A 19,800-nucleotide genomic window follows, 5' to 3' on the forward strand; every position below is an offset into this window, starting at 1 on the left:
ATTAGAATGAATCAATCAAAATCTTATCGAAGCGCTTTTATTATTATTACCATATTGTTTTTTTTGTGGGGATTTATCACGGTGTTAGTAGACTCTTTAATTCCTAGGTTAAGAGACGTATTCGAGCTCTCTTATTTTCAGGCAGGATTAGTCCAATTTGCATTTTTTACAGCATTCTTTGTATTATCTGTTCCTGCAGGGTTTATATTATCCAAAATAGGTTACAAAAAAGGAATTATTTTAGGACTAACTACGATGGCTATCGGATGTTTACTTTTTTATCCTGCATCTTCTTATCGCTTTTTTAGTGTGTTCTTGTTAGGTTATTTTACGCTTGCAGGAGGTATCACTATCCTACAAGTGGCAGCTAATCCATATGTTGCATTACTAGGCAGTGAAGATGGAGCAGCTAGTCGTCTTAACTTATCTCAAGCATTCAATTCCCTTGGAACGGCTATTGCGCCGGTTGTGGGAGCGATCTTTTTATTAAGTGACTCGGTAAAATCTTCTGAAGAAATTCAAACTTTGACAGCTACTCAGAAAGATGCCTATTATGCTGCTGAAGCGGCTACCGTGCAAACTCCATTTATAATGATTGCTAGTTTTATACTATTGCTTGTAATCCTTTTTAGGTTTATCAAACTACCAACACTTATGAAAGAAAGCCCAAAGGATGGGTATGGTAGACTTTTACGAAACAAAGTAATGCTTCTAGGTGCACTAGGAATATTTGTCTATGTAGGAGCAGAAGTTGCTATTGGTAGTTATTTAGTTAATTATTTCTTGGACATGAATTTAGTATCCGTAATTCAGGATACTCCTTTTATGAAAAGTCTTTGTGAGCGTATTCTAAACTCTGACTTAAGCACAACAGATGGTAAAGCAATTGTGGGAGCCTTTGTTGTTTTTTATTGGTCTGGTGCGATGATTGGACGATTCATTGGAGCATACCTTACCAGAATCATGTCCCCTGGAAAAGTATTAAGTATTTTTGCTGGTTTAGCAATCACCATGCTCCTAATTTCTATGAACACTACTGGGTTAATTGCTATGTGGTCTATTCTGGCTGTCGGTTTATTCAACTCTATTATGTTTCCAACCATATTTACTCTTGCTTTAGATGGATTAGGAGATTTAAAACCACAAGCTTCAGGACTATTATGTATGGCGATTGTGGGAGGAGCGCTAATACCACCTTTTTATGGTTTTTTAACTGACAATATTGGTTTTAAAATGGCTCTTTTACTGGTAATCGTATGCTATGGATACATTTTATACTTCGGGTGGTTAAAAAGTAAAAAAACATTAGTTTAACGAACAGTTTCTTTATTAATTAATGAGTTCAATGTTTTTATTAAAACGCTAATCTCTGAAGTTGTGGAAGTTTCGAAAATAAGTATCTTTTCTTTATTTGGAAGTACATCGAAATAATTATCACTAAAGTGACCCTTGCCATCCGAATATAAGAATACATCTTTTTGTAAGGTTGTTGATGATAATGTAATCTCATAACCAGCATCAACTTTAGTCATCTTTTTCGAGATAGCTTGTGGTAGCAGCTTTAAATCCTTTGGTTTATTAAAATAAAAAATAGCGTTCGATTCATTAAAATCTGAGACCAATACTACTTCATTTCTACAGATTTAAACTGCCATTCACTATCAATTTCCGTGAATAGATTTTTCTTTTTTTTACTACAGGAAAAAGTTATCAGTAACAAAAATAGTATTCCCGCTTTTCTATACATATCAAAGAAAATGATTATAAATCAAGGCGTACTACTAGATACCTGAAGCACTTTTCCATTGTAAAGCTTATTAGCCGTTAACGAGAAATCTTTAATATAATTAGCCATTTCAATTGCAGTTAATGGTGCTTTATACCCGGGAAAAGCTTCTTCTAACATTTCCGTCTGTACCGCTCCTAGTGCGAGCACATTAAACGCGACGCCACTTTCTTTATATTCTTCTGCCAAGAGTTCACTAAGTGTGATAACTGCGCCTTTACTAGAACTATACGCTGCTAGACCAGGAAATTTCATACTTCCTTGTATGCCACCCATACTACTTACGGTAACCACGTGGCTTCCTTTTATCATAAATGGTAACACAAGACGTGTAATTTCAGCTACTCCAAAGACGTTTACTTTATAGATTTCCTCAAACTCTTGGGTAGAAATTTCTGCAAAAGGCTTATTCAGTAATTTTCCGGCATTATTGATCAATATATCAACTTGTTTCCAAGATTTGGTGATATAATCAGTCATTTTTCTAAGATCCTTGGGATTGCAGATATCAAAGGAAAATGTATAGATATTCTTATGATCAAGAGCAGCGATAGGCTTCTCGTTTCTGGACAACGCCAAAACACGATATCCTTGGTCTGCAAAAAGCTTTGCCATTTCATATCCAATTCCTCTGCTGGCGCCAGTAATTATAATATTCTTCATATGTAAAAATGGTATATCTGACTTCAGAAACTTAAACGATCAGATAGGTATATCTAATTTAGTTTGATTTCTTTTGTTGGTGTATTGAGTATACTTGTAATTGCAGGAACACACTCATTAATAAGTCCTGACATAAACTCGAAATTCATCTCGGAGACCTCATCATCTACATGATGATAATAGTCATAATTGGTAAAATCAAAAGTAGAAATTGTTTGGCAAGGCACATTAAATGCTGAATAAAAAGGATAATTATCACTTCTTCTGAATAGCTGAAACTCTTTTGCTTTGGGTAAAAAACCTATTAATTCGTTTCCAGAATATTCGTTTATCCTTTCTGCCATATTAGACATCTCATAACCAGTTATATATGCTTTATAGGTCTTATCATTAAGTGGCACTCCTATCATTTCAAAATTTACCATGGTATAGAGATCCAGATTTTTTTCCTTTAAAACCTTTGCTAGATGATCAGAACCTAACAACCCTCTTTCTTCTGCTCCAAACAACACAAATAAAACGCTTCTTTTATTATTTTTTGTCTTTGCAAAATGTTTTGCTAATGAAATCACGGCAGTGCTCCCGGCAGCATTATCGTTTGCTCCATTGGCAATTGTATCACCGTTAACTTCTTTTCCTTTTCCAATATGGTCAAAATGAGCACCTATAACCACAAACTGACTTGCTAAATCAGGATCGATCCCTTTTAAATACCCAACAACGTTATAAGTTTCTGTTCCTTTAGCATCAAAAGTGTTGAGATAGGAATCAAAATAAGGTTCAATACCTGCCTTTTTAAATGAAGATTCAATAAATGTTGCCGCTTTTTCCAGTCCTTCAGAACCAGTGTCTCTACCTTCCAATTCATCACTGGCCAAAAAGTTCATAATGTCCTTAACATCAGAAGGTGTTATAGGAGATATCGGTGATTGTGCCGTAGTTACTTCTTTACAGGTGATGAATAAAAGTGTAATGATAAAAATTGTGATATGTTTCATGTTTTTATTTTCTGGATGATAAACTATTTTTTGATAAAGATACTTAAAAAGTATATTTCGCTATCTGGAATTATGTCTTCATGATATCTTTTATTTTTAAATATTGCAATAACATAACGGTTCTCGCATCTTTAATTTCTCCTGAACTCATCATGGTCAGCGCCTTCGCAAAATCTATTTCCAGTATCTCAATATGTTCTTGTTCTGTAGAAAGCCCTCCACCTTGTTGGCTACGCATGTCATCTGTACATGCTGCTATAAATAAATGTGCTATTTCTGTCATTACCGCTGGTGAAGCATACACTTCAAAAGCTTTTTCTAAGGTATGGATTGTAAATCCTGTTTCTTCCAGCGCTTCTTTTTTGGCACATTCTTCAGGAGTATCACCATCTAAAGATCCTGCACATACTTCAATACTCATCCCGGATATAGTACCATTTAGAAATGTAGGTAATCTGAATTGTCTTGTGAGAATTACTGTGTTCTTTGTCAGATTATATAGCAAAACCGAAGCGCCATCGCCGTGGTCGTATACTTCTCTAAGATGTTCCTCTGTCTGATCATCTTCCACCCATATATAGTCGAAAGTATATTCTTTTAATACGAAAGTTTTGTCGGAAAGTACTCTGGATGTAAGATTATCAATTTTAGTTTTCATTCAAAAATAAAGATAAAAAAAATCCTATTTCAGAGAAATAGGATCTATATTATTTATACATTTTTTAGCACTACGCCAACATTGTCACTGGGTTTTCCAAGTATTGCTTTAGGGTCTGTAAAAACTGTGCTCCAGTAGCTCCATCAACTGTTCTATGATCACAAGCTAAAGTAATTTTCATGGTATTACCTACTACAATCTGACCATCCTTTACCACTGGTTTTTCTACTATAGTACCTACAGATAAAATAGCAGAATTAGGCTGGTTAATTATAGACGTGAATTCCTGAATACCAAACATTCCTAAATTAGACACCGTAAATGTACTACCACTCATTTCTTGTGGAGAGAGTTTTTTATTTCTGGCTTTGACCGCCAATTCCTTTACATCTGCTCCAATCTGTGTAAGAGACATTTGATCTGTAAAAGGCAACACAGGAACAACTAATCCATCCGGAACAGCCACGGCGACTCCAATGGTTATATGCTTAGCGTATTTAGTTACATCATCAGCCCATTGTGTATTTACTTGTGGATGTTTTTTTAATGCCATTGCGCACGCTTTAACTACCATATCATTAAAAGACACTTTCGTATCCGGCAATTCGTTTATATGCTTTCTAGATGCCATTGCGTTCTGCATATCAACTTCTATAGTAAGATAATAATGTGGTGCTGTAAACTTTGATGCAGAAAGACTTTTGGCAATAGCCTTGCGCATTTGTGAGTTTTTCACTTCTTCATAACTCTCTTCTCCTGCGGGTGTAAATGTTTGAATTGATGGAGATGGAGATGCAGCTGCTGGTTTTGATGATTCTTTAGCGCTAGTAGCTTCAGAAGGTTTAAATGATTCTATGTCCTTTTTAACAATTCTACCATGATCACCAGTCCCTTTTACTTGAGATAAATCTATTCCTTTGTCGGCTGCGATTTTTTTAGCTAGTGGTGAAGCAAATATCCTTTCTCCAGAAGAAGAATCACTTTCTGAACTTGTTGATTTTGTTGCTTCTTTTTCCTCTTTAACCGGTTCTTCTTTTTTAGTTTCAGTAGTTTTGGATGTAGAAACTCCGTCTTTAAGTCCAGAGATATCTGTTCCATCAGGGCCAATAATCGCTAATAAGGCATCGACAGGTGCTGTTTGTCCTTGTTCTATACCGATATGCAGCAATGTACCATTATAGAAAGATTCGAACTCCATCGTAGCTTTATCCGTTTCGATCTCAGCTAAAATATCTCCTTCTTCTACGGTATCACCAACTTTTTTAAGCCACGCGGCTACTGTTCCCTCTTCCATGGTATCACTCAGACGGGGCATTGTAATCACTTCTACTCCTTCAGGTATTTCAGTATTTTTTTCTGATGTATCCGAAGGTGACTCCGTTGGCTTTTCTTCCGCTGGTTTTTGGTCTTCTTTTGAAGTATCTGTTTTCGGTTCTGAATTTCCATTCATTAAATCAGAAATATCTTCTCCTTCATCACCAATAATTGCAAGAAGCTTATCAACTGGTGCTGTTTCCCCTTCTTCAATCCCAATATGAAGCAACGTACCTTCATAGAAAGACTCAAATTCCATCGTTGCTTTATCTGTTTCTATTTCTGCAAGGATATCACCTTCATTAATTTTGTCTCCTTTTTTAACAAGCCATTTTGCGACAACTCCTTCTTCCATAGTATCGCTCAATCGCGGCATATTAATTACTGTAGCCATAATCTATTGTAATTTGTGTGATAAAAATGGGTAATCTTCTTGTTCGTAAACAATATCGTACATCAGATTTTTTTCTGGGTACGGTGATTCCTCTGCAAATTTCTGACATTCTAGTACTTTCTCTTTTACCTGCTTATCAATTTCTGCAATTTCCTCATCTGTAGCATACTTTTTATCTTTTATAATATCCAAAACCTGAGTTATAGGATCAATCTTTTGATATTCTGCTACTTCTTCTTTCGTACGATATTTTTGTGCATCACTCATAGAGTGTCCTCTATAACGATATGTTTTCAATTCGAGAAATGTTGGACCACCACCTGTTCGAGCTCGTGTAATTGCTTCATCCATTGCTTCTGCAACTTTTACAGGATTCATAGCATCAACAGGACCGCAAGGCATTTCATATCCTAGTCCAAGTTTCCATATATCGGTATGGTTGGCTGTTCTTTCTACAGAGGTACCCATAGCGTATCCGTTATTTTCTACACAGAATACCACAGGCAAATTCCATAACATAGCTAGATTAAAAGCTTCGTGAAGTGATCCCTGGCGCGTGGCTCCATCTCCCATAAAGGTCAAAGTAACTGAATCTCTTTTGTGATATTTATCTGCAAATGCTAAACCAGCACCTAAAGGAATTTGACCTCCTACAATACCGTGCCCACCATAAAATCGATGTTCTTTAGAAAAGATATGCATAGATCCACCCATTCCTTGAGAGGTTCCTGTACCTTTTCCAAATAATTCTGCCATCACGCGTTTAGGGTCTTCCCCCATACCAATTGGCTGTACATGGTTACGATAGGCGGTAATCATCCTGTCTTTAGTAAGATCCATAGCATGTAATGAACCTGCTAAAATAGCTTCCTGTCCATTATACAAATGTAAAAAACCTCTTACTTTTTGTTGGATATATACCTGAGCAAGTTTATCTTCAAACTTTCTCCAGAAAAGCATATCCTCGTACCACTTCAGGTAAACTTCTTTGGTTACTTTTTTCATCTAAAATGTAATGATATTTCAAAATTAGGTCAGCTTTACTACCGACTCTTCTAATAATTACAGCGTTTTTATGCTTATTTTTCAATTAAGCGAAAAACAAAAATAAGATATTCGTTATTAAGGAGAAAGGAGTTTTAGTATAAAAATGTACGAAAACGTTATAAATATGAATTATCAAAAATAAGCGGCAATAAATTAGCTAAAGAATAAGATTTCACCACTTTCCCTGTTTCTCCTGTAAAATAAATCTCTATTGGCTTTTTTTGATTTAACTCATATTCTGCAATTGATTGTCTACAGGCGCCACATGGAGGCGTTGGTGTAATCAACTGATGTTTTAGGGATTTTGCAGAAAGTGCCATTTTTAAAACTGCCACTCCAGGAAAATTAGCTGCTGCCGAAAATATAGCAACACGTTCTGCGCATAAACCCGAAGGATAACATGCGTTTTCTTGGTTATTACCTAATACTACTTCACCATTTTCTAACAATAGCGCAGCACCCACTAAAAACTCAGAGTATGGAGCATACCCTTTATCTCTAATACCAAATGATTGCTGCATTAAACCCTGAATATCATCTGGCAACTCATCAAATGAATCGTATACCTGTAAAGTAGATTTGATTTCTATTTCTTTCACACATTTCAATTTTGAAGTATCCTTAACAAAAATAGTAGTTATCAAAATATTCAACTAATTCATAACAGATACTATTGTTGTCTATTTATATGGATACAATGTACTATAAACAAAAAAAGTATCAAACATTAAGTTTGATACTTTTATATTATAAGGATAGATTAGTCTATCTGTCGTAATAATCATCCCCAAAATTGAATGAAAGACCAAAACGAAGTGTTCCTTCTAATGGGCTTCTTACCGCAGATGTTGAAAACAAATACGATATATCCAAGTTTACAATAGTATATTTAAAACCAGCTCCCAATGAAACAAATTTACGTGCTCCTTTTTCTTCTGCTTCGTTAAAATAACCAGCTCTGAAGGCAAATACATCCTTGTAAACGTATTCTCCACCAAGAGACCATGTAAATTCTTTTAACTCTTCACTAAAACCACCATCTGCATCACCCCACGAAGAAAAGATTGCTCCAAATGAGCTTATATCTTGATATTCAGCATTATCCTCTGCATCTATATCACCATCGCCATCAAAATCTTGAGGACTTGGCACTAACAATTTAGCAAATTCTAAAGAGGGTGTAATTCTATTATATTCATCTAAAAGGAAATCAAACCCTAAACCTGCCCTAAATGTAGTAGGAATAAAATTTTCCTGACCTGCATCATCATATTTTATTTTTGGCCCAATATTGGAAATGTTTACTCCGGCTCTCCATCTACCATTAAAAGAGCTATAAGCAACTTCCTCACTTCTGTAAAAAGCGGCTACGTCCACACCAAAACTACCTGCAGCACTTGCATCGGCTCCCAAACCTTGTAGTCTTAAATCTGAACGTAAATAACGACCTGCAATACCCATAGAAAATGTAGGACTCAATTGCAAAGCATAGGATACATCTAATGTTAATTCATTAGGCTTTTGCACATTAGGCTCATCGTTAGGACCTTGTCTAAATTCTATGTCTCCAAGGCTAAAATACCTAAAACTAGCGGCAACCGCACTTCGACCATCCTGACCAAAACGATTATAATAATTTACACTTCCCAGAAATATATCGTTTACCAAGTTACTCAAATATGGGGTGTAATTAATACCGACCCCTTGTTGTTTCCCAACAAAAGCGTATTTAGCAGGATTCCATTGTTGTGAAAATGCATCCGCTGATGTTGCAACCCCCTGATCAGCCAAACCTGCAGCTCTTGCATCTGCAGCAATAAGTAAGAATGGAGTAGCTGTTGTGATTGCACGGTTCTCTTCTTGAGCTTGTATTTTAAAATTCGAAAGTGTTAAAAACACAAACCCCAGGATTATGATTTTTCTCATGTGAAAATTGATTTTGACAAATATATAGTTATTTAGTTATTTATAGTATAACGAGTTTTTCAAATTTCTCAACTCGCTGATTTGTTAACGTTGATTTTACAGATATCTTGTACACATAAACGCCTTTTCCTAATTTATCCCCAAAATCATCTCTTCCATCCCATTGAATATCTTCTCTATAACTTGTTTTTCCAGACAGCGTTTGATTGTTAGTCCAAATTACTTTCCCAGAAACCGTAAACACCTGAATCTGAACTTCTAAAACATCGCTGATTGCTCCAGAATGTTCAAACCAGAACTCTGTATGGCTCACAAAAGGATTTGGATAATTGAGTACATTACTTAACGTAAAACCGGAAGCGTCTGTAACAACAAATTGAATCTCCTGCGTGGAAGAATTATTATACACATCCCAGCCTTTAAACGTAAGTGTATGTAAACCAGGTTCTAAATCCCTAAATTTAAAATTAACGAGACCTTTTGTAAAATCATCTACTTCTGTCTCATAAAAATCATTAAGAATATATGGATTGGATTCATCCCCATCTAGGATTGCAGAAATATCATGACCAATACCACTAGCAGTGTTGATTCCGTTTTCATCCTGAAGTTTTGCTATCAATATTGGTGAATCGTTGGTTACACCTCCAGAAACGAAACTTTCATCGTTCATGAACAACTGAATTTGTGGCCCTACATTGTCTTCTGGAGCATTTTCATTGAGGCCTCCAACCAAGATCGTTTGATCTACCCCAGTTTGATTTTCTAACACCCCATTTCTTGCAGAATAAAAGCTAATTCTTCCTGTATCCACAGGGATGCCAATATCTCTAGGTACAATAAATTCGAAATCAAAAAGACCATTATTTACGGACGCCTTCCCTCTGAATATAATTTCTCCGAGTGTTTTAAAATTCAGTTTAATTAACTGTCCGGCTCCGTTTACCGTTCTATCATTAGCTAGCGTTACTCTATCAATTTCTTTATCGTAAATTGTAGTAGACAACACACCATTATAATCAGAAAGCAACGCTCCTGATTCATGAACAACCTCTCCTGAAATTTTGATTCTACTTAAAGCTTTAAGAGTATCAACTTCTTGCATTATAGGTACGTCATTTATATTAGTCAAACGAATATTTGGTTTAGGTATAGCCATTTTCATTGCAGGGTCTCCAAAAAAGAAAACCACTCGTCTACTATTACTTGTAAAAGAATTCTTCATCTGCCTTACTGCTTCTGCTACAGATGGATAGTTGGAACCGTCTGGAAACAAAAACTCTGATAATCTATCATTTACATTTATTCCAAATGTTACGATCACATCCCTTGTTGTACTAATCAACCCGACTACACCACCATTTGTATTCCAATAGATAAGCTCTCCAGCTGAATCTCTACAAGGGTTATCAAATTTGGTGAACTCGCAAGTTACTGTTATAAAAATTGGATATTTATTTGTATTGGCTAATTCCCTGACATTTGATTTGGTTACAATAAACTCACTTGCTAATCCATCCTCCCCTCCATGTCCAAAGTAATCTATCGCTACCGCACCAGTTTCAATTGCATTAGAAATAACCTCATTTACCCGCGGATATCTATTACCGGATGGAGAGGACTCCTGCTGAAAAGCGTCTGCATATATTTTTGTAAGATTGAGATACGGTTTTCTTTGTATTAATTCATCACCCAATTCATTTAGGTTTCGCTGAATCGTTTCTTCCCAATCAGCATCCACATCGTCTGCAATTAGTAATACCGAGTTTCTCCATCTGCCAAAAGACTGTTCACTATTATAATCAATAATCTTCGTGACCATGGCATCTGCTAATTGTGGAGAGTCTGCTAACACTCTTCCTACTGCTATATCTAATTGATCGCTTGCTACCATTTGTCCTTCTTGGGGATCCATAGCCCCAAAGAAATCATCCGTTGCAAATGAGCTAACTAAAGAAAAACTGCTTAAGCTCTGAAAAGTAGGTACGATATTACTGTCAGCACAATTTTCTCTTAACAATAAGCCTTTATAATCAACAGAGCCGTCTCCAAAAAGACAGACATATTTTAGTCGTTCATTGGGACTTGAAGCGTTTTCGTATACATAACGGATTAAATTCCTGATAGCCACAATATCTTGCTTACCACTTCCAAATTCGTGGTAAATCTGGTCTAATGTGATAACTTTTACATTATAATTATTTGAAGATCTATGGTAATCTGCTAATCTGTTTGCAGATTGCGCAAGGGTATTATTAGAAATAATAAGATAATCTATGTCTTCAAATTGCCCTTGATTATTTAAAAATACCGTTCCTTTAATATCTTGATTGTTTACTCGAGCTGTTTGATCTACTAACGGATCGTAATAATCCGTAGGCACGAGCGCCATATATTGACGGGACTCACCCATATTTGCTTTAAAACTAATACTGGAAGCCAAATTATTATTTGTAATACTACGTATGGCATCAGGATTAGTAACGTCCCAAACCTGAGATATTGCTCCAGCATTTGCAACGTTATATTGCCCAACCCCAGTTATGGTTGCAGCTTCTTCATAAGAAAACTGCATTTGAGAATTTGTACCTGTCAACGCTCTTTCTGCCCGTAAGCTGATAAAGTCAAGATACCCTATTGCTGAAGGATTTCCATTATTGTTATATGTAAGATCAATAGTAATATTATCAGTATTAGATGTTACCTCCTGCATAAGCTCTCTGGCTGATCCGAGCGATGTTCCAGAAATTTGCGCAAAACTCAAAATACCTACCTGACTACCGTTTAGGGCAATATTCATACTAGACGCAGAAACGGAAGTGGCAGCAGCAAAAACTCTTAACTCAACAGGCTCGGTTGTAATCAAATTAGGGAAATCAAAATCGTAACTTCTACTGCTCTGTATGTCGAAACGATCTCCGAACCAGCGCCTTCCAACTTTTACGATATTATATTCATCTATTTCATAAAATTGATAATCCGAAAAGGAATTAATCTGTACATCGGCAGCACCTGACGGTTCTGTATAATCAGAAACTCTATTACCGTTGGTACCGCCAGCAGTAACATAATAATAGGATTTATCAGCATAAAGATTAATATTTGTTATATTTTCTTCACTGTAACCTTTAGTGCTTTCTCCATAAAATAAAATGTAATCATTTCCTGAAAAATCACCATCTTCACCACCAACTAATTGAATAGCATTTTCTCTTAAATCAAACTCTGTATTCTCCTGATTAATCAAAGGCATCATTTGACCTCCGTTACCATAAATTTTTATAGTATTAGGATCTACTGACGATACATCCATTCCCAAGCTACTCAGAAATGCTGGTGTAATTCTAAAAATTCCAGTTTTATCTACATAAAAACGAAACCAATTACCTGAAGCTAATACCGAATTAGTAATTGGCAATATCTTTGCATTAGGGGTCCGCCCTAAGGTTTGATACACAATATCAAAAGACACTATTTTCTTAAAGGCAGTACCATTTCTCACAAAAGGTAACACGCTTGCAAAACCTTTTCTCTTATTTCTTGCTTTGCTTGATAGTATACTATAAGTAAGCTTTTCAGGAATAAGATTTATGTTAAGGTCTTTCAGCTCTGCTCTTGAAATATTACTGTAAATGACATTTTCAAGCCTAGCCGTCGTAGTATTAATTTCTTGCAATTCTTCCCACTGTGTGGTAAACTGTACCCCAATATCATCAAGATATTCAAAATTTTTCTGGTCAAACCCAGGTATGGTTAACGAGACATTGCTAGAAGTATTAATTTTTACATCTTTCCAAGTAATATCAATATGTACTGATTGTTGTCCTGAAACAAGAATAGAAATCAGTAAAGCACATAAAATTATAATTTTCTTCATCATAGCGTATAACGGGTTTAACACAGTTTTAGTGTTCCGTAAATCATAGTTTTTCTTCAAAAATAATAATAAACACAAAAATATTGCGTTAAACCAAAGTCAATCATAAAAAGATATTTTTTTTATGATTTGATATTATTTTAAAAATATTAGGGTAAATTTAACGTTAATTATTATATTGCGGACCCTAATTTCTACTTTAACGAACTTAAGATTATGAAAAACGCGTTAGTTTTTAAGTCGCTAATGGCCCTTAGCATTAGCATCTTACTGTTTAGCTGTAATAAAACAGATTACGGCAACAGTTCTAGAGCCACCGGATGGAAATACAACTCCAAGGATGGTGGATTTCAAGTAAACACTAATTATAAAGAACAAGAGACAGGACCAGGTCTGGTATTTGTTGAAGGAGGAACCTTCACCATGGGACGGGTTCAGGATGATGTTATGCACGATTGGAATAATACTCCTACGCAACAACATGTACAGTCTTTTTATATGGATGAAACCGAAGTTACCAACGTAATGTATCTAGAATACTTAGATTGGTTAAAGGGTGTTTATCCTCCTACTGAACCAAAATACAAAAATATATATCACGGGGCACTTCCCGACACTTTAGTTTGGAGGAACCGTTTAGGTTTTAATGAAATGATGACAAATAACTATCTACGTCATCCGGCGTATGCCAACTATCCGGTAGTTGGGGTTAATTGGATTCAGGCTGTAGAATTTAGTAAATGGAGAACAGATCGTGTAAATGAAAGAATTCTTGAAGAGGAAAGGGTTATTAAAGAAAATGCTCCTTTTGAAGATGTTTCTGCAGAAAGTACGTTTAACACAGACACTTATTTGAATGCTCCGTCGCAAATTTATGGAGGAAACGACGAAGCAACAAGAGGTGGTAAAAAATCTGAGCAGTACGAAAAAAGAAATGACTCTACTGGCTTGTACATCCAACGTAAAGATGGACTATTGTTACCAAAGTACAGATTACCAACAGAAGCAGAATGGGAATATGCAGCCTTAGGTTTGGTAGAATTAAGAAGCTATAATATTTATAGAGGTAGAAAAAAATACCCTTGGGATGGGCAATACACACGTTCTGGAAAAAGAAGAACGCGTGGAGACCAATTAGCTAACTTCAAACAAGGAGATGGTGATTATGGTGGTATAGCAGGATGGAGTGATGATGGTGCAGATATTACAGCTCCTGTAGCATCTTATGACCCGAACGATTATGGTCTTTATGATATGGCCGGTAATGTAGCAGAATGGGTTGCAGATGTCTACAGACCAATTGTAGATGACGAATACAATGATTTTAACTATTATAGAGGGAATGTATACACGAAAAATGCAATTAATCCGGATGGAACTGTAAAAATCGTTACTACTGACTCGATTATTTACGATACTTTAAGTAATGGAAAAATTGTTGCAAGGGTTTTACCAGGAGGTATATTACAGACTCCAGTTGATGAAAACGAAACCTATTTAAGAACTAACTTTACTCAAAGTGACAATCGTAACTTTAGAGATGGTGATAAAAGCTCTTCCAGATATTACGAAGGATTTCAGGATGAAAAAATTCCTAACCGAAGAATGTACAATTCCCCTATCCATAGTGTAGAAGCAAGTGTTGAAGACAGTACAAAATTAGATAGAAGATATGATGAATCAAGCAATAGGACCACTATTGTTAGTGAAGAGGTAAGAGTATATAAAGGTGGTTCCTGGAAAGACAGAGCGTACTGGCTAGATCCTGCCCAGAGAAGATTCTTCCCTCAAGATATGGCTACAGACTATATTGGATTTAGAAATGCTATGTCTCGTGTAGGTGAAAAAGCTAAAAACAAAAAAACACCAAAACATCGAGCTCCTAGATAAAATACAGAATTTATAATTAGTCCGTTATAATACAAATAAAGCCCTGACCTTTCGTACAGGGCTTTTTAATACAATTATATTAAATGGGTATTGCAAGAATACATGAATTATTCTTAAAGAGTGATGGTATTTCTACAGACACTAGAAAAATCAAAAACAACACTATCTTTTTTGCTTTAAAAGGAGCTAATTTTGATGGTAATACATACGCACAAAAAGCAATCGAGAAAGGAGCTTCTTACGCAATTATTGATGATAAAAAGTTTCTTATTTCTGATCAATATATTTTGGTGGAGAATACGCTAAAAACCTTACAAGATTTAGCCACATATCATAGAAAGTATTTAGCAATTCCTATAATTGCACTTACCGGTAGCAACGGCAAAACTACGACAAAAGAGTTAATCAATTGTGTACTTTCTTCGAAATATAATACGACAGCTACAGAAGGGAATCTAAATAATCATATTGGAGTTCCACTCACTTTACTTTCCATGGATAAGCACACAGAAATTGGAATTGTGGAAATGGGTGCAAATCATAAAAAGGAAATTGACTTCTTATGCAACATTGCGTATCCCGACTTTGGCTACATCACCAATATAGGCAAAGCGCATCTAGAAGGTTTTGGAAGTCTGGAAGGTGTGTTAATAGGAAAAACTGAGCTATATAGACACATTAAAAAACACGGCAAACTTATTTTTTTAAATCAAGAAGACGATATACTTTATAAAGCAGCAGAAGGAATACAATCATTCACTTTTTCTCAAAATTTAGAAAGCGACGTTACTATACAACTACAAGCAGCGAACCCTATGGTACAGGTAATTTATGAAAATAACATAACAAACAGCCATCTCATAGGGGCTTATAATTTTACCAATATAGCTTCAGCAATTGCTATTGGGCATTATTTTAGGATTGATCCAGAACAAATACAAGCTGCAATAACATCTTATATTCCTTCTAATAATCGATCCCAGATCATCAAAAAAAATGATACTACTATCATACTTGATGCTTATAACGCAAATCCATCTAGTATGAATGCTGCGATTGATAATTTCCAACAATTGGAGTATACCTGTAAAACAGTATTTCTTGGAGACATGTTTGAGCTTGGCGAAATAGCAGAATCCGAACACCAAAAAATTACAAATAAATTGACCAAAACATCATTTAATAAAATATATTTAATTGGTCAAAACTTTTTCGATACAGAAACTGAAGATGAGCGCATCCAAAAATATGAGTCCTTTCAGTGTTTGAAAGACACTGTGTTTATAAGTGAAATTAGAGGTGCAGTTTTGATAAAAGGGTCACGAGGGATGAAACTGGAACGTATTTTAGATTTAATTTAGACCAATTCTGGAAGAATGTTTATCAAGCTTACTAAATACTTATTTTATAGATTTTCTAAGCACTAATCCCTAAAATTATTAAATATAAATAACCAATACAATAACTATTAACTACTGATCAATCCTAAACCACTTTGTAGACCGAAGCACAATACTTCTGTAGCGCATTCTTTGAATATCGGGATTAATAGAATAGCTCTCAGAGCGCAATTCAGAGGCCTTAAAATGCAGAATTCTTCCTTTTCAGATTGATAAAGAATTTTTGCTTAAACACAAACATTCAACTACAAAAAAAACCATTCGAACAAATGAATGGTTTTCTAAACTTAAGTGGGCTTAAAGCGAAAGAGTTCGAATTTTTTGGTTGCGGATATTTGAATGATTATTTCGAAATAAAAAGGTCAGTTAATTCCTAAATAATGGAAGTGTTGAGCAACGTATTAAACCATTTTGTTTACCAATTTCAGAATAGCATACCTCCTCTACAATCATATCCTGATTTCGTAACCAATTATTTAATCTGGTAAACTTCTTTTCAGATATAACAATATCTTTATCAATTGAAAATACATTAGCATACATTTCGGACATTTCATCAGAGTTTATATAAAATAGATTCTCATCTCCAAAAAGATCTACGATATATTTATAATCTGCCACATTCCGAAAAGCTTCTTTATGAATTATAGCTTTGTTGTTAGCTACAGGTTGAAAGCAACAATCTAAATGTAAAGCATTTATTTTTGGATTTGTCACTGATTTGTTAAGGTCTAATTCTTTAATTATTTTATGCGGGAAGAGCTCTTTGATTAAAGAAACAGCATTTTGATTAGTTCTAGCAGTTATACAATCCTTAAAATCTAGTCCTTTATAAGTACCTATAAATATATGATCATCGTATAATACAATATCCCCTCCTTCTATTTTAACATCATGTGAATCTATAGTGATAATTTTATTCGAACAAATTTTCTCAATTAAAAATTGAATACCTGATATTTCCTCGACTCGACTTGTAATCATATTGGATTTTATGAATTTATCCTCTATGACAAAACCAACATCCCTTGTGAAAATTTGGTTAACCTTATCTATATTTTTTGGTTGATAAACCTCAACATCATATTTATTCAAAATATCAATGAGTACGTTTAGTTCCCTAATCATATTTTCTTCTTTAGGATAAGTCCCTTTTGTTATATGTTCCATTGATTTTGGATCATAAGCATCCTCAATATTAGGTTCTCCCCCAAAATTATCTGCAATTCCTACAATGACAGATTTTAAACGAGATGTTTCGTTTTTTATATTAAGTTCCATATTAAATTTTATAAATGGTTAATAGAATATTATAGAGTAAAGTATAAAAAAGAATACTCCGTTTTCCTTTTGTTTAATTATTCGATATTAAGTGTTGATTATTTACTAGTCCCACAAGCGCTATCACTATATCCATAGGAATATTTGTATTAATATTTTTAATTATATCTTTTTCTTGTAACAAACTTGTTAAATTAAAGTTATAGCAAATCAAAATTGAATTTGAATCTGTCTTATCTTATTTTCAGGATACTGTGAAGCTATAGAGCAATGTACATTATCCATTACATAACTTGTTGTATTCCACTTATCGTTATTATATACAGTAGACTCATTTTCTACATTAATGTCAAGTAAAGAAATTGACATCCCTTTTCCTATTGCTTTAATTATAGCTTCTTTTTTTGTCCAGTATTCGTAAAATTTAGCAATTCCTAAATCCCTAATCTGCTCCATTTCTCTATCTAAAAACACATTTTCGAATAAAGAGAACTCGATATCCTGTATTTCTTCTATATCGATTCCTATAGCCTGTTTACTAAAAATGCAAACAACCTTGTTACCACTATGGGAAATATTGAAATGCATACTACTATCTTTGAGAAATGGCTTTCCATAAGGATCCTTAAGAAACCTATTAAATTCTAAAGGACTTCCACAAAATAAATAATGACCCAGATATACTAAAAGCCTTCCTATCAGGAAGTTATACCTATCCTGCCATCTTCTGTATTTATACACCTCATTATGAAACCTTTTTGGTAAAATATTTAGATAATGATTCCAAACTTTTACATCAAGTTTCTCAGTAAAGGTATAGTACAGCAAGTACGACTCATTAGACTCAATATTGGTTTGAGTATGTGTTTCAAGGTCACCAAACATTATAGTTTGTGACAGGTTCCGCTCACTAATAGTATGATTTTTCATGTTCTATTATTTTAGTTCACTTTACAATTTTGATCTTTAATAATCATTATTTTTGATATACAAACTCACCACTGACAACTAGTAAACAGAGTTACAGTATATAGTTTTGTATGAATAATATTTTGATTTGCACAAACTTGTATTTTGAAAGTTCAGGAATTAAATCAAAGTCTTTTAAAGTTTCCTACAAACAAGTTTTATTTAGTTTCGCTATACATATAATTATACATATTCATTACTCCAATTGATCCATCACATATCCCTGCATCTTTAATAAAAGTCTGTTTATAGTTTTTCTTTTTGAAGTATACTTAAGAATATCTATAGCTTCTTTTCGATAAGCATCATTATCTAAAAGCTTTCCCACTTGCCATAATGTGGTTCCAATACCAAATCCCCATAACACCAGGCCAATCTAGAATTTCTATCTACTGTTTTATTCTTAAATATTATATTAGGAAAAAGAGACAATGTATCGTATTTATCATTTTTAAAACTTAATATATAAGCTACAGCCCCATCAATTAATAATTTTACCAATGTTGTGAAATCTTCATATTTGTGTAGTCTACGTAGAAAATTAATAACACCAGACATTCCGTGCGACATACTTATATTTCTTTTTTAATTCTGGGGAGTTAGTATTGTCGAATCTTTTAAAAAATAAACAGCATACCCTAAAGCTCCGTGAAGAAAGTCATTGTCTTCTATTTTAATATCAATTTCCACGGAGTTACACAAATATCCATCAAGTTCTGATAACAATACATCGGTGTCAATATCGATAAAATCTTCACTTTTCAAAAGCTCTTTTACCCATCCTGCTCCTGCAATACCAGAACAAAATGCTGGATAAGAATATCCATCATAAATAGCTTGTATAACCTTTGTTATCTTATCTACACCGGTATCTCCTATGCCATAATCATTCAACAGTTTTGCATAATAAAAATGAAACAAAGAACCCCCTTAAGCTCCTGCCAAAACCCCAATATCCTCTTTATTAAAACTATTTTTTAATATGTTATTTATCTATTCAAGTTTTTTAAGAAATAATGCTTTCTTTTTCAAGTTTTATATTGTAATAATCTAAAATTATCCGAAACAAACTGCTCCACCAGAACAAGATCTTGTACAATAGTTTTCGGTTTCTCCAGTTTTAAGTTCTTCATTATTACCTCCTTTAACTTGGTTTTGTTCTAACTTAGTAATTACTTCTTTCTTAAAACTTAAGAAGTTGAATTGCTTTTTTTTCATTTTAAAAAAATTTAGTAATTATTATTTTTAGTCTATTATGACTGAAGTTTTTGTTTGTTATCATACAATCATTAATTACATCCTGTATAGTCACAAGTTTCTCCTCTTCCAACTTCTGTCAGCCTAACAGATGTATCCTCTAATAAACCTCGTCTTCCACCTTTTATCGTTTCTTGCATTAATCTCGAAATTGTTATTTTTTCAAAATGCAATTTTACGTTGTGCTTTTTTTTACTTTTCATATCGTATAGTTTTTAATATATATATATTCCTTGAATATTAAATGCCCATCAAGGTTTAGGCAGTGTTATGATTGATTAACAGAGATTCTTATTTATTTTATATGCAATTTGGATCTATAAACAAGTATTTATAGATA

Annotated in this window: 18 protein-coding genes; 3 read left to right on the forward strand and 15 right to left on the reverse strand. The window is 34.1% G+C overall.

Annotated features, from left to right (window positions below; translation table 11 throughout):
- Positions 1-6: 6 nt before the first annotated feature.
- Positions 7-1,314: a sugar MFS transporter gene (locus tag ACWGOQ_RS20925; protein WP_452059683.1), complete on the forward strand. Its 1,308-nt coding sequence runs from the start codon at positions 7-9 to the stop codon at positions 1,312-1,314.
- Here the strand turns inward: ACWGOQ_RS20925 and ACWGOQ_RS20930 are convergent.
- The 9 genes from ACWGOQ_RS20930 to porU all read right to left on the reverse strand — a co-directional run bounded on the left by ACWGOQ_RS20930 (position 1,311) and on the right by porU (position 12,666).
- Entirely contained in the window at positions 1,311-1,622 is a 312-nt protein-coding gene (locus ACWGOQ_RS20930; protein ID WP_452059684.1) for a glycoside hydrolase family 2 protein, read from the reverse strand. The two genes, ACWGOQ_RS20925 and ACWGOQ_RS20930, sit on opposite strands and share 4 nt — an antisense overlap.
- Before the next feature lie 146 nt (positions 1,623-1,768).
- Positions 1,769-2,449, reverse strand: coding sequence for an SDR family NAD(P)-dependent oxidoreductase (locus ACWGOQ_RS20935; RefSeq protein ID WP_452059685.1), 681 nt, complete (start codon positions 2,447-2,449; stop codon positions 1,769-1,771).
- A gap of 53 nt (positions 2,450-2,502) precedes the next feature.
- On the reverse strand, positions 2,503-3,447 hold the full coding sequence (locus ACWGOQ_RS20940; protein WP_452059686.1) for a M20/M25/M40 family metallo-hydrolase: 945 nt from the start codon (positions 3,445-3,447) through the stop codon (positions 2,503-2,505).
- A 70-nt stretch (positions 3,448-3,517) separates the two neighbouring features.
- The gene (locus tag ACWGOQ_RS20945; RefSeq protein WP_452059687.1) at positions 3,518-4,105 is read right to left on the reverse strand and encodes an NUDIX domain-containing protein; all 588 of its coding nucleotides are present in this window, start codon (positions 4,103-4,105) and stop codon (positions 3,518-3,520) included.
- A gap of 70 nt (positions 4,106-4,175) precedes the next feature.
- Entirely contained in the window at positions 4,176-5,813 is a 1,638-nt protein-coding gene (locus tag ACWGOQ_RS20950; protein ID WP_452059688.1) for a pyruvate dehydrogenase complex dihydrolipoamide acetyltransferase, read from the reverse strand.
- A gap of 3 nt (positions 5,814-5,816) precedes the next feature.
- Positions 5,817-6,818 carry a pyruvate dehydrogenase (acetyl-transferring) E1 component subunit alpha gene (gene pdhA / locus ACWGOQ_RS20955; protein ID WP_452059689.1) on the reverse strand — a complete coding sequence of 334 codons (1,002 nt, stop codon included), beginning with the start codon at positions 6,816-6,818 and terminating at the stop codon, positions 5,817-5,819.
- A gap of 158 nt (positions 6,819-6,976) precedes the next feature.
- Positions 6,977-7,459 (reverse strand): cytidine deaminase, encoded by a 483-nt coding sequence (locus ACWGOQ_RS20960; RefSeq protein ID WP_452059690.1) that lies wholly within the window; start codon positions 7,457-7,459, stop codon positions 6,977-6,979.
- Positions 7,460-7,625: 166 nt separating this feature from the next.
- The gene (gene porV / locus ACWGOQ_RS20965; protein WP_452059691.1) at positions 7,626-8,786 is read right to left on the reverse strand and encodes a type IX secretion system outer membrane channel protein PorV; all 1,161 of its coding nucleotides are present in this window, start codon (positions 8,784-8,786) and stop codon (positions 7,626-7,628) included.
- A 40-nt stretch (positions 8,787-8,826) separates the two neighbouring features.
- Positions 8,827-12,666 (reverse strand): type IX secretion system sortase PorU, encoded by a 3,840-nt coding sequence (porU, locus tag ACWGOQ_RS20970; RefSeq protein ID WP_452059692.1) that lies wholly within the window; start codon positions 12,664-12,666, stop codon positions 8,827-8,829.
- 213 nt (positions 12,667-12,879) lie between these two features.
- On the opposite strand from porU, the gene gldJ reads away from it, so the two are divergent.
- Both gldJ and ACWGOQ_RS20980 read left to right on the forward strand, forming a co-directional pair.
- Positions 12,880-14,553 (forward strand): gliding motility lipoprotein GldJ, encoded by a 1,674-nt coding sequence (gldJ, locus tag ACWGOQ_RS20975; RefSeq protein WP_452059693.1) that lies wholly within the window; start codon positions 12,880-12,882, stop codon positions 14,551-14,553.
- Between the two features lie 83 nt (positions 14,554-14,636).
- A complete protein-coding gene (locus ACWGOQ_RS20980; protein WP_452059694.1) occupies positions 14,637-15,914 on the forward strand; it encodes a UDP-N-acetylmuramoyl-tripeptide--D-alanyl-D-alanine ligase in 1,278 nt (425 codons plus the stop codon).
- 405 nt (positions 15,915-16,319) lie between these two features.
- Here ACWGOQ_RS20980 and ACWGOQ_RS20985 read toward each other — a convergent pair whose 3' ends face one another.
- From ACWGOQ_RS20985 to ACWGOQ_RS21010, 6 genes are all read right to left on the reverse strand, one after another.
- Positions 16,320-17,234, reverse strand: coding sequence for a dimethylarginine dimethylaminohydrolase family protein (locus ACWGOQ_RS20985; RefSeq protein WP_452059695.1), 915 nt, complete (start codon positions 17,232-17,234; stop codon positions 16,320-16,322).
- A 210-nt stretch (positions 17,235-17,444) separates the two neighbouring features.
- The gene (locus tag ACWGOQ_RS20990) at positions 17,445-18,164 is read right to left on the reverse strand and encodes a 4'-phosphopantetheinyl transferase family protein (protein WP_452059696.1); all 720 of its coding nucleotides are present in this window, start codon (positions 18,162-18,164) and stop codon (positions 17,445-17,447) included.
- Positions 18,165-18,515: 351 nt separating this feature from the next.
- The gene (locus ACWGOQ_RS20995; protein WP_452059698.1) at positions 18,516-18,773 is read right to left on the reverse strand and encodes a hypothetical protein; all 258 of its coding nucleotides are present in this window, start codon (positions 18,771-18,773) and stop codon (positions 18,516-18,518) included.
- Positions 18,774-18,788: 15 nt separating this feature from the next.
- Positions 18,789-19,124 (reverse strand): glycoside hydrolase family protein, encoded by a 336-nt coding sequence (locus ACWGOQ_RS21000; RefSeq protein WP_452059699.1) that lies wholly within the window; start codon positions 19,122-19,124, stop codon positions 18,789-18,791.
- Between the two features lie 135 nt (positions 19,125-19,259).
- Entirely contained in the window at positions 19,260-19,421 is a 162-nt protein-coding gene (locus ACWGOQ_RS21005; protein ID WP_452059700.1) for a hypothetical protein, read from the reverse strand.
- Between the two features lie 71 nt (positions 19,422-19,492).
- A complete protein-coding gene (locus ACWGOQ_RS21010) occupies positions 19,493-19,663 on the reverse strand; it encodes a hypothetical protein (protein ID WP_452059701.1) in 171 nt (56 codons plus the stop codon).
- Positions 19,664-19,800: the final 137 nt, after the last annotated feature.

Source organism: Aquimarina ulvae (genome assembly GCF_053613295.3).

Excerpts from the sequence above, each read along its gene's own strand:
- ACWGOQ_RS20925 (WP_452059683.1), top strand. The coding sequence starts at position 7 with ATGAATCAATCAAAATCTTATCGAAGCGCTTTTATTATTATTACCATA.
- ACWGOQ_RS20935 (WP_452059685.1), bottom strand. The coding sequence starts at position 2,449 with ATGAAGAATATTATAATTACTGGCGCCAGCAGAGGAATTGGATATGAA.
- ACWGOQ_RS20940 (WP_452059686.1), bottom strand. The coding sequence starts at position 3,447 with ATGAAACATATCACAATTTTTATCATTACACTTTTATTCATCACCTGT.
- ACWGOQ_RS20945 (WP_452059687.1), bottom strand. The coding sequence starts at position 4,105 with ATGAAAACTAAAATTGATAATCTTACATCCAGAGTACTTTCCGACAAA.
- ACWGOQ_RS20950 (WP_452059688.1), bottom strand. The coding sequence starts at position 5,813 with ATGGCTACAGTAATTAATATGCCGCGATTGAGCGATACTATGGAAGAA.
- pdhA (WP_452059689.1), bottom strand. The coding sequence starts at position 6,818 with ATGAAAAAAGTAACCAAAGAAGTTTACCTGAAGTGGTACGAGGATATG.
- porV (WP_452059691.1), bottom strand. The coding sequence starts at position 8,786 with ATGAGAAAAATCATAATCCTGGGGTTTGTGTTTTTAACACTTTCGAAT.
- porU (WP_452059692.1), bottom strand. The coding sequence starts at position 12,666 with ATGATGAAGAAAATTATAATTTTATGTGCTTTACTGATTTCTATTCTT.
- gldJ (WP_452059693.1), top strand. The coding sequence starts at position 12,880 with ATGAAAAACGCGTTAGTTTTTAAGTCGCTAATGGCCCTTAGCATTAGC.
- ACWGOQ_RS20980 (WP_452059694.1), top strand. The coding sequence starts at position 14,637 with ATGGGTATTGCAAGAATACATGAATTATTCTTAAAGAGTGATGGTATT.
- ACWGOQ_RS20985 (WP_452059695.1), bottom strand. The coding sequence starts at position 17,234 with ATGGAACTTAATATAAAAAACGAAACATCTCGTTTAAAATCTGTCATT.
- ACWGOQ_RS20990 (WP_452059696.1), bottom strand. The coding sequence starts at position 18,164 with ATGAAAAATCATACTATTAGTGAGCGGAACCTGTCACAAACTATAATG.
- ACWGOQ_RS20995 (WP_452059698.1), bottom strand. The coding sequence starts at position 18,773 with ATGTCGCACGGAATGTCTGGTGTTATTAATTTTCTACGTAGACTACAC.
- ACWGOQ_RS21005 (WP_452059700.1), bottom strand. The coding sequence starts at position 19,421 with ATGAAAAAAAAGCAATTCAACTTCTTAAGTTTTAAGAAAGAAGTAATT.
- ACWGOQ_RS21010 (WP_452059701.1), bottom strand. The coding sequence starts at position 19,663 with ATGAAAAGTAAAAAAAAGCACAACGTAAAATTGCATTTTGAAAAAATA.